5 protein-coding genes, 1 tRNA gene, 2 rRNA genes and 1 pseudogene (1 of these 9 only partly in view) are annotated in these 8,623 nt (G+C 57.5%); 5 read left to right on the top strand and 4 right to left on the bottom strand.

Annotation, left to right across the window (positions count from 1 at the left end):
• The 3 genes from IZV00_RS17330 to IZV00_RS17320 form a co-directional block, all read left to right on the top strand.
• A 23S ribosomal RNA gene (locus IZV00_RS17330) occupies positions 1-2,304 on the top strand (it extends 490 nt beyond the left edge of the window).
• A 170-nt stretch (positions 2,305-2,474) separates the two neighbouring features.
• Positions 2,475-2,589 (top strand): 5S ribosomal RNA (rrf, locus tag IZV00_RS17325).
• An 84-nt stretch (positions 2,590-2,673) separates the two neighbouring features.
• Positions 2,674-2,750 (top strand) — tRNA-Met (locus IZV00_RS17320).
• Here IZV00_RS17320 and IZV00_RS21560 read toward each other — a convergent pair.
• The 3 genes from IZV00_RS21560 to IZV00_RS21245 are packed head-to-tail and all read right to left on the bottom strand — an operon-like array spanning position 2,707 to position 4,344.
• A complete protein-coding gene (locus IZV00_RS21560; protein WP_443020085.1) occupies positions 2,707-3,402 on the bottom strand; it encodes a recombinase zinc beta ribbon domain-containing protein in 696 nt (231 codons plus the stop codon). The genes IZV00_RS17320 and IZV00_RS21560 overlap by 44 nt on opposite strands.
• Complete coding sequence (locus IZV00_RS17310; protein ID WP_196226862.1) at positions 3,362-4,192, bottom strand: recombinase family protein; 831 nt, start codon at positions 4,190-4,192, stop codon at positions 3,362-3,364. The genes IZV00_RS21560 and IZV00_RS17310 overlap by 41 nt, the downstream gene beginning before the upstream one ends.
• Positions 4,186-4,344, bottom strand: coding sequence for a hypothetical protein (locus tag IZV00_RS21245; protein WP_230463400.1), 159 nt, complete (start codon positions 4,342-4,344; stop codon positions 4,186-4,188). The genes IZV00_RS17310 and IZV00_RS21245 overlap by 7 nt, the downstream gene beginning before the upstream one ends.
• A gap of 34 nt (positions 4,345-4,378) precedes the next feature.
• Between IZV00_RS21245 and IZV00_RS17305 the strand changes: the two genes are divergently transcribed.
• A complete protein-coding gene (locus IZV00_RS17305; RefSeq protein ID WP_196226861.1) occupies positions 4,379-4,636 on the top strand; it encodes a helix-turn-helix domain-containing protein in 258 nt (85 codons plus the stop codon).
• Between the two features lie 54 nt (positions 4,637-4,690).
• A pseudogene (locus tag IZV00_RS17300) lies at positions 4,691-5,432 on the top strand (IS3 family transposase); the annotation flags it as partial.
• A 221-nt stretch (positions 5,433-5,653) separates the two neighbouring features.
• On the opposite strand, the gene IZV00_RS17295 reads toward IZV00_RS17300, so the two are convergent.
• Positions 5,654-8,503, bottom strand: a complete 2,850-nt coding sequence (locus IZV00_RS17295) for a TonB-dependent receptor domain-containing protein (protein WP_196226860.1) — start codon at positions 8,501-8,503, stop codon at positions 5,654-5,656.
• Positions 8,504-8,623: the final 120 nt, after the last annotated feature.

The following is an 8,623-nucleotide window of genomic DNA, read 5'->3' as shown; positions in this document are numbered from 1 at the left end:
ACCGTGAGGGAAAGGTGAAAAGCACCCCGATGAGGGGAGTGAAACAGTACCTGAAACCGGATGCCTACAAGCAGTGGGAGGGTCCTTGAGACCTGACCGCGTACCTCTTGCATAATGGGTCTGTGACTTAGTGTATCGAGCAAGCTTAAGCCGTTAGGTGTAGGCGCAGCGAAAGCGAGTCTGAATAGGGCGAATGAGTTCGATGCATTAGACCCGAAACCCGGCGATCTATGCATGACCAGGTTGAAGGTGCGGTAACACGCACTGGAGGACCGAACCGTTTAATGTTGAAAAATTATCGGATGAGTTGTGCTTAGGGGTGAAAGGCCAATCAAGCCGGGAAATAGCTGGTTCTCCGCGAAATCTATTGAGGTAGAGCGTCGGATGATTGCCGTTGGGGGTAGAGCACTGGATGGTTGCGGGGGTCGCGAGATCTACCAATACTAACCAAACTCCGAATACCAACGAGTCTAGTCCGGCAGACAGACGGCGGGTGCTAAGGTCCGTCGTCAAAAGGGAAACAGCCCTAACCTACAGCTAAGGTCCCCAAGTCACGTCTAAGTGGGAAAGCATGTGGAACTTCCAAAACAACCAGGAGGTTGGCTTAGAAGCAGCCATCCTTTAAAGAAAGCGTAACAGCTCACTGGTCTAAATAAGAGGTTCTGCGGCGAAGATGTAACGGGGCTCAAGACGTGCACCGAAGCTTAGGGTGTGATCCTTTGGATCACGCGGTAGCGGAGCGTTCCGTAGGCCGTTGAAGCGATCTGGTAATGGGTCGTGGAGGTATCGGAAGTGCGAATGCAGACATGAGTAGCGATTAACAGTGTGAGATGCACTGTCGCCGAAATTCCAAGGGTTCCTGCTTAAAGCTAATCTGAGCAGGGTAAGCCGGCCCCTAAGACGAGCCCGAAGGGGGTAGTCGATGGGAACCACGTTAATATTCGTGGGCCTGGAGGTGTGTGACGGATGGCGTAAATTGTTCGGCCTTATTGGATTGGTCCGGGCAGTGAAGTTGTCCCAGGAAATAGCCCCTCCGTATAGACCGTACCCTAAACCGACACAGGTGGAATGGTAGAGTATACCAAGGCGTTTGAGAGAAGTATCCTGAAGGAACTCGGCAAATTGCCTCCGTACCTTCGGAAGAAGGAGGCCCCACATTAAGGCAACTTTTTGTGGGGGGCACAGGCCAGGGGGTAGCGACTGTTTAGCAAAAACACAGGGCTCTGCTAAGTCGGCTTCAAGACGACGTATAGGGCCTGACGCCTGCCCGGTGCCTGAAGGTTAAGAGGAGGAGTGCAAGCTCTGAATTGAAGCCCAGGTAAACGGCGGCCGTAACTATAACGGTCCTAAGGTAGCGAAATTCCTTGTCGGGTAAGTTCCGACCTGCACGAATGGCGTAACGACTTCCCCACTGTCTCCAGGATATGCTCAGCGAAATTGAATTCTCCGTGAAGATGCGGAGTACCCGCGGTTAGACGGAAAGACCCCGTGCACCTTTACTGCAGCTTCAGAGTGGCATTAGGAAAGAACTGTGTAGCATAGGTGGGAGGCTTTGAAGCGATGACGCCAGTTGTCGTGGAGCCATAGGTGAAATACCACCCTGTTGTTTTCTGATGTCTAACCTCGCACCGTTATCCGGTGCAGGGACCCTCTGTGGCGGGTAGTTTGACTGGGGCGGTCGCCTCCTAAAGAGTAACGGAGGCGCGCGATGGTGGGCTCAGGACGGTTGGAAACCGTCTGTTAGAGTGCAATGGCATAAGCCCGCCTGACTGCGAGACTGACAAGTCGAGCAGAGACGAAAGTCGGTCATAGTGATCCGGTGGTCCCTCGTGGAAGGGCCATCGCTCAACGGATAAAAGGTACGCCGGGGATAACAGGCTGATGATTCCCAAGAGCTCATATCGACGGAATCGTTTGGCACCTCGATGTCGGCTCATCACATCCTGGGGCTGGAGCAGGTCCCAAGGGTTTGGCTGTTCGCCAATTAAAGTGGTACGTGAGCTGGGTTCAGAACGTCGCGAGACAGTTTGGTCCCTATCTGCCGTGGGCGTCGAAATTTGAGAGGAGTTGACCCTAGTACGAGAGGACCGGGTTGAACATACCTCTGGTGTACCTGTCGTCGTGCCAACGGCGCAGCAGGGTAGCTATGTATGGACGGGATAACCGCTGAAAGCATCTAAGCGGGAAGCCTCCCTCAAGATAAGATTTCTTCGAGCGGTCGTAGACCACGACCTTGATAGGCCGGATGTAGAAGTGTGGTAACATATGGAGCTAACCGGTCCTAATTGCTCTGATCGCGCTTAAACGGTCCCTGCAAAAGTAATACTTTTGTAGGATCGTAGAGTCCCACCATCAATGACAATGCTGGAAACAGCGTCAGCCATTGAGCGTGGTGATCACCTCAAGCCAGATAACAACTGAAATACACTTACCGTGCACGGCATCGATTATAACCCAAAGCGCAAGCTTCATTGCTTGGTGACCATAGCGTCTGTGACCCACCCGATCCCATCCCGAACTCGGCCGTGAAACCAGTCTGCGCCGATGGTACTGTGGCTCAAGCCCCGGAAGAGTAGGGCGTCGCCAGGCATTGAAGCTTGCGCTTTGAAATAAAAACCCATCACATGTTTTACAAAAGGGCGGCCCATAAAGCCGCCCTTTTGCCTTTGGTGACGCGGGATGGAGCAGCCCGGTAGCTCGTCAGGCTCATAACCTGAAGGTCGTAGGTTCAAATCCTACTCCCGCAACCAACGCCATAGAACTCGATACGCCGCCCCACGGGGCGGCGTTGTCGTTCAGGGCGAATGCCGCCAGATCCGCCACCTTCGACACAATCTCTGCCTCGGGGCCGTTCGCGCCATCGGGGTAGATGGTCACCTTCTCGATCAACTGGTCCATCAACGCAGCCGCTTCGCTGCGGATCGCGCCATCGTCCAGCGTCTCGCGCAGCGTCGCAATCTTCTTTGCGAACATCTCCATCAAAACAGGGGCGGGCAGAATCTGCGCGGACGGTTGTGGCGGCGCCGTTCTTGGCAGGCGGAGCTCAATTTCGGTTTTCTCCGCTTCGCGGTCTGCAAGCAACTTCGCAAGCGCGGGGTTGAGAACGCCGCTCAGCATATTGGCTGCGAGATTGGCAAGTTCCGTCTCAACAACCGCCAGACGCTCCTTCTGCGCCGCACAGCGATAATAATCCTTGCCGCTGATCGTATAATTGGATCCGCAGCAACTGCACTTGATGAGGCCGGACAGGAGATGCTTCTTGCGGTTCTGGTCCGCAGGCGAAATCTCGCCGCCGGTCCGCTGGCGGCGTTTGATCTCGGCCTGCACGGCTTCCCACAGTCCATCGTCGACGATGCGCAGATCAGGCACTTCGATCTCCAGCCATTCCGACCGGTCGCGCATCTTGTAGCGCCGTTCGCGGTTCTCGCTGTCCGGATTGCCGCCACTGGCGTCGTCCCCAGACCACGCGGCCGACATAGAGCGGATTGTTGAGGATGTCGGCGTGTCGCTTGGGATCGCCGCGGATGGTGGACGCGTTCCACGCACCACCACGCGGACCCGCTATGCCCTCCTCGTTGAGCGCCTTGGCGATTTGGATCGAGGAAAGCCCATTCGCAAAATCACGGTAGATACGGCGCACGACCTCGGCCTTCTCCGGCGCAATCTCCAGATAGCCGCGAATTCGCTCGCCATCCTGATCGTACAGCTTTTGACTGGCATATCCATAGGATCGGCCGCCTGCGATCGGTCCGGCGGCCACCGCAGCGGCCATGCCGTGCAGCGTCTTGTCGACCAGGTTCTTGAGGAAAATGGCCCCGAGCAGAGCTGCGACGCCGAACTTGATCTGATCCACATGACCTTCAGTCACCGTATGGAGGCCGATACCGTGATAGCTGAGTTTCTTGCCCAACCAGGCGATGTCTTCGCCGTCGCGCGCTATGCGATCCAGCGCTTCGCAGACGATCATATCGGCGCTGCCGTCTTCGATCATGCGCAGCAACTGCTTCAATCCCGGCCTGTTCCGCTTGTAGCCTGATTCCGCCGGATCGTGGAAGGTCGCGACGACCGTCCCGTTCAGATAATCCACCAGCTTCATGCACGAAGCGGTCTGATGCTCGCTCGAGGTGACCGTTTGTAGGCTGGTGGAGTGGCGACCATAAAGTATGATCCGTGGTGCGGATTTCGTCAGCACGAGACATTGTCCTTCTTGGCGGAAGCGTTGTAAGATGGTTCGGCGGGATGCCCAGTGCAATGGGCGTGCGGGGCCTGCCTGGCGATCAGGCGCACGAGATCGGCCAGCGCGCGCTGCGCTGCCTCATCCCGTCGTGAACCTTCCTTGCCCATAAGGCATTTTTAGTACGGCGCTTTTAAGGCGTGCATGGACGTTACACATCGGCTTGGAAGCCTCCATGTCCCGCAACCTTCGACCTACCGTTACCGCCTGCCGCGCGGTTACAGTCACCTCAAGCCCGACATCGGAGGGATCATCAAGAAGCTGCGCCAAGACAGCGCGATGAAGCAGGAGTCGCTGGCCCATGATGTCGGCATCAGCAGAGGCGCCTTGTCGCGGATCGAGAACGGGGCCGCACTGCCGAGCCCCGAGACGCTCGACCGCCTTATCGAAGTGGACTTGTAACGGTTTTGTGCCGGTCACTTGAGAGTTTAGAGCTCGATCAAGGAGACCGACGAGATGATGAAGCATAGCGAAGAGTTCAAGCAGGAGGCGGTGCGCATTGCGTTGACCAGCGGTTTGCGTCGGATTTGGGGGCCGGCAAGTCGACGCTGAACAAGTGGGTGTCGCAGTATCGGCCCAGTGATCTGGTTTCAGCGCCGCAGGCAGATCTGGCGCGCGAGAATGAACGGCTTCGCCTTGAGAACCGTGTGTTCCGGGAGGAGAGGGAAGTTCTAAAAAAGGCCACGCAGTTCTTCGCGTGCCAAAGGCCGTGAAGTTCGCCTTTGTGCATAGCTGGCGGCACCGCTGGCCTGTTGAACTGCTCTGCCCCGTCGCTTGTCAGTGAACGCGGCTATCGCTCCTGGCGCTCGCGACCGATCAGCCGCCGGGAACAGACAGACATGAAGGTTTTGGCCCATATCCGCGAACAATACAGGCTGAGCCTTGGCAGCTACGGCCGCCCTCGCATGACGATGGAGTTGAAAGAAGTGGGGCTCGATGTTGGTGAGCGCCGGGTCGGGCGTCTGATGACCCGAAGGGCGGCGTAGCCAACAAGGACCCGGCGATCAGGGCATTGGATATGGCGGTGCGCCTGCGCCAGCCTCCGGAGGGCTGCTTTTTTTTTCATTCGGATCGGGGCAGCCAATATTGTTCTTACGACTATCAGAAAAAGCTGCAGGCCTATGGCCTGCGTCCATCGATGAGCGGCAAGGGTAATTGTTACGACAACGCCTCTGTTGAGACGTTCTTCAAATCCCTGACCGGCACAAAACCGTTACAAGTCCAGTTCGCCATCGGCCTCTGAGCGGCGAAGAAGTTCAAGCTCTACCCACGAGCGCCCGAGGAGCCGCATCGGTGGAATGCTGGAGGTGAAGATGATGGGAAGTGAGCAGCCTCGCGGCAGTTGCTTCCTGTTGAACGTCAAAAATTTGCCCAGCAAATTGCCTGCGCACAGTTTTACTTGTGCGCAGGCGGGGTGCATTACATCTTCACATTGACCCCGAAGCTGAACATCCGGCCGACCATGTCGAACAATGAGCCGTTCGTTTGCGCCGGATTTGAGGTGCTGCCGCTGGGATAGACAGGCGGCGTCTTGTTGAGCAGATTACGGACGTTCAGATAGAGCTCGACTGGCGTACCTTCCGGGCGGACAGCAATCTGGCCGTCGAAATAAAGGCGGCCTTTCACCTTCTGGTCCAGCAATGTCCCGGCCGCCGCCCGGACGCTATCGACAATTCCGCCACCAATATAGCGGGCTTGCAGGAAACCGGTGAAGCGCTCGCTGCCATAGGTCAACTGCGTGGTGTTGCGCCATTTGGGATTGGCGAAGAGGCCGACGTCGCCCGCTTGCTCCTGTGGAGTTGCGCCTGGATTGGTCAGCTTCTGCGAGATCAGCCGGTTCGTAACAGACCGCAAATTGAGCGTGTCGCCACCAGCGAGCGGAAGGGTGTAGTTCAGGTCGATATCGACACCGCGTGTCTGGAATGCGGCATAGTTGATCGGCCGGAGCAGCACCGTGCTCAAATTGCCATTTGCATCGCGAATGAAGTTGGAACAGGCGGCATTCACGCCGTTAAAGCATTGATTGAGCAGGTTCTGCGGTGTCAGCGTCGTGACGGCGCCCTTGATCTTGATGTCATAATAATCGACCGACAGGGTGAGCCGCGGCATGAAGCTTGGCTGGAACACGACGCCATAAGTCTGGGTATCGCTCTTTTCAGGCTTCAGGTCAGGATTGCCCGACGTCAGCTGGAGGATGCGAAACACCTGAACGTTGCCCTGGAAGGGGTCGGTTCCATTAAAGACGTCCTGCGTTCCTGCCACGAACAACTCGCTAAGCGAAGGTGCCCGGATGTCGCGCGACCGCGTGGCACGGAAACGGATATCGTCAACCGGCGTCCAGCTGCCGCTGACCTTCCAGGTATTGACCGATCCGCTGGTGCTGTAATGCGTGCGCCGTCCCGCCAAGTCCAAGGTGAGTTCACGGGCGAAAGCTACGTCGCGCAAGAGTGGGATCGAAGCTTCCAGATAGCCTTCCTGGACTTTCTGGCTAGCTGACCAGGGCAGCACATTCTGGATGTTGTAGGCGCGCTGTTGTGAAAGGGCGTCGGACGTGACGGCGGTCTTCTCCCACCGTGCTTCGAAACCGGCCGCAGCCTTGATCGGGCCAGCCCATCCTTCGAACAGCGTGCCGGAGAAGTTGATGCCCGCATTCTTCAGTGTGTTGTGAGTACGCGCGACGGCGGTTCCCGTGACGTAATCCACCGCTGCCGCGGATGGCGATCCCGCGCCGAAGATGTTGAAGGGCACGCAGCCATCATTGGGATTGGTCAGCGTCGAACGGCAGACGATTTGACCATTGGGAGCGGTGACCGCATCAACTGCGCGCGCATAATTGGCGATGATATAGTTGGAGGAGACTGCGTTGCTTGCCTTTGCATCCCCGTAGGAGAAGAAGGCATCGACATTCCAGCTGCCGATCTGGCCCTTGATCCCGGCAAGTCCGCGAGCGACCTTTTCGTTGTTGCGGGAGAAGAGATAGCCGTCCTCGCTATCGACGCGTGAGACAGTAAGGCTGGTCACGCCAGTCGCCAGCATTTGATCTCTTACCGACTGCGGAAGATAGGCATTATCCTGCTGGATGGTGAGATTTGTCGATCCCAGATGCAGGTTGGGGCCGTTGACATAGGCTGCCTTGACCTGACCGTACGATCCTTCGGCGAAGATTTCCCAACCGTCTGCGACTTCGTAATCCACATGGCCATAGATGGTCTTGCGATTATTCGGGCGGTTGAGCGGTTGGGTCGTCGTTGTATCAAAGCCGCTGCCGCCCGACTGAGTCCCGCTGGTCGTCAGCGTGCCATAGTCATAAGTGCCGACCGTGCCGCCGGGGCCGAACATGATGCCAGTGAACGCGGCGTTGGCGGCGGGAGTACCGCCATTACCCGACACGACATAGCCGCCGGTCGTGGCGCGGATGCGGGCATTGGGAGCAAGGATCTGTGCCGGGCTTCCCGTCGGATTGTTGATGACATTGATCCCACGGCGGGCCCAATCCCGTTCTCCGGGCGCGACGCCATTGTTCCTGAAATATTCGGCGCCGATGGAGACATGCAACTTGCCATCCATGAAGGCATGCCCGGCGGCAAATGTCAGCAGCCTTTCAGCATTGTCGCCATACTGGCTGATGCCCGCCTGCGCCTTGGCCCGAATGCCTTCCAGCTTTGTGTTGAGGACGAAGTTGACAACGCCCGCAACAGCGTCCGAGCCATAGGCGGCTGATCCACCGCCGGTCACGACGTCAATGCGTTCCAGCAATGCGGACGGGATAAGGTTGGCATCGACAAGCCCGGTCGAGGTTGCGGGCACGAAGCGACGGCCATCGACAAGCGTTAGCGTCCGGCTGGCGCCAAGCCCGCGAAGATCAAGGAAGCTGGCGCCGCCGTTGGATGCGCCGCCGGTAGATGGGTTGCGCGTGCTGGTGGCGGTTGCGGACAGCGCCGGTAGATCGCGGAGAGCGGCGACGGGGGTGGAGGGGTTGCCGCGTTGAAGCGACTCGCTCGACACCATTGTGACGGGAGTGGGCGTACGGGCACCACTTGCAATACGAGACCCGGTGACGACGATTTCTCCGCCGTCATCGGCGCTTTGCGGCGCGTCGGCGGGCTGCTCCGATGTCACTGCTGCCACGGGCGCGGGTTCGGCCTGCGCCTGGGCAAGCTGCGGGAAAGCGGCCAGTGCGATTACGGTCGCCAGACCTGAAACGCTGCCCCCCTGATAGAGAAACCGGCGGAAAGACGTTTGAACTATAGTCGCTTCACATGAGCGCATGACGGCCACCCCTCAATTAGTGATTTTTGGGAAAGTCCTATTTCCAGGATTTCTCATTCCCATGTGAAGAGATCAGCACTATTCTAATTGTAAAACAAATGAAACATTCGGATATCTTTG

The organism is Sphingobium sp. Cam5-1, assembly GCF_015693305.1.
Classification (GTDB): domain Bacteria; phylum Pseudomonadota; class Alphaproteobacteria; order Sphingomonadales; family Sphingomonadaceae; genus Sphingobium.
The sequence above is the reverse complement of the archived record's forward strand: the minus strand, read 5'-3'. Positions and strand labels throughout refer to the sequence as shown.

Coding starts and splice junctions, on each gene's coding strand:
- IZV00_RS21245 (WP_230463400.1), bottom strand. CDS start 4,344: ATGGGCAAGGAAGGTTCACGACGGGATGAGGCAGCGCAGCGCGCGCTG.
- IZV00_RS21560 (WP_443020085.1), bottom strand. CDS start 3,402: ATGCGCGACCGGTCGGAATGGCTGGAGATCGAAGTGCCTGATCTGCGC.
- IZV00_RS17295 (WP_196226860.1), bottom strand. CDS start 8,503: ATGCGCTCATGTGAAGCGACTATAGTTCAAACGTCTTTCCGCCGGTTT.
- IZV00_RS17305 (WP_196226861.1), top strand. CDS start 4,379: ATGGACGTTACACATCGGCTTGGAAGCCTCCATGTCCCGCAACCTTCG.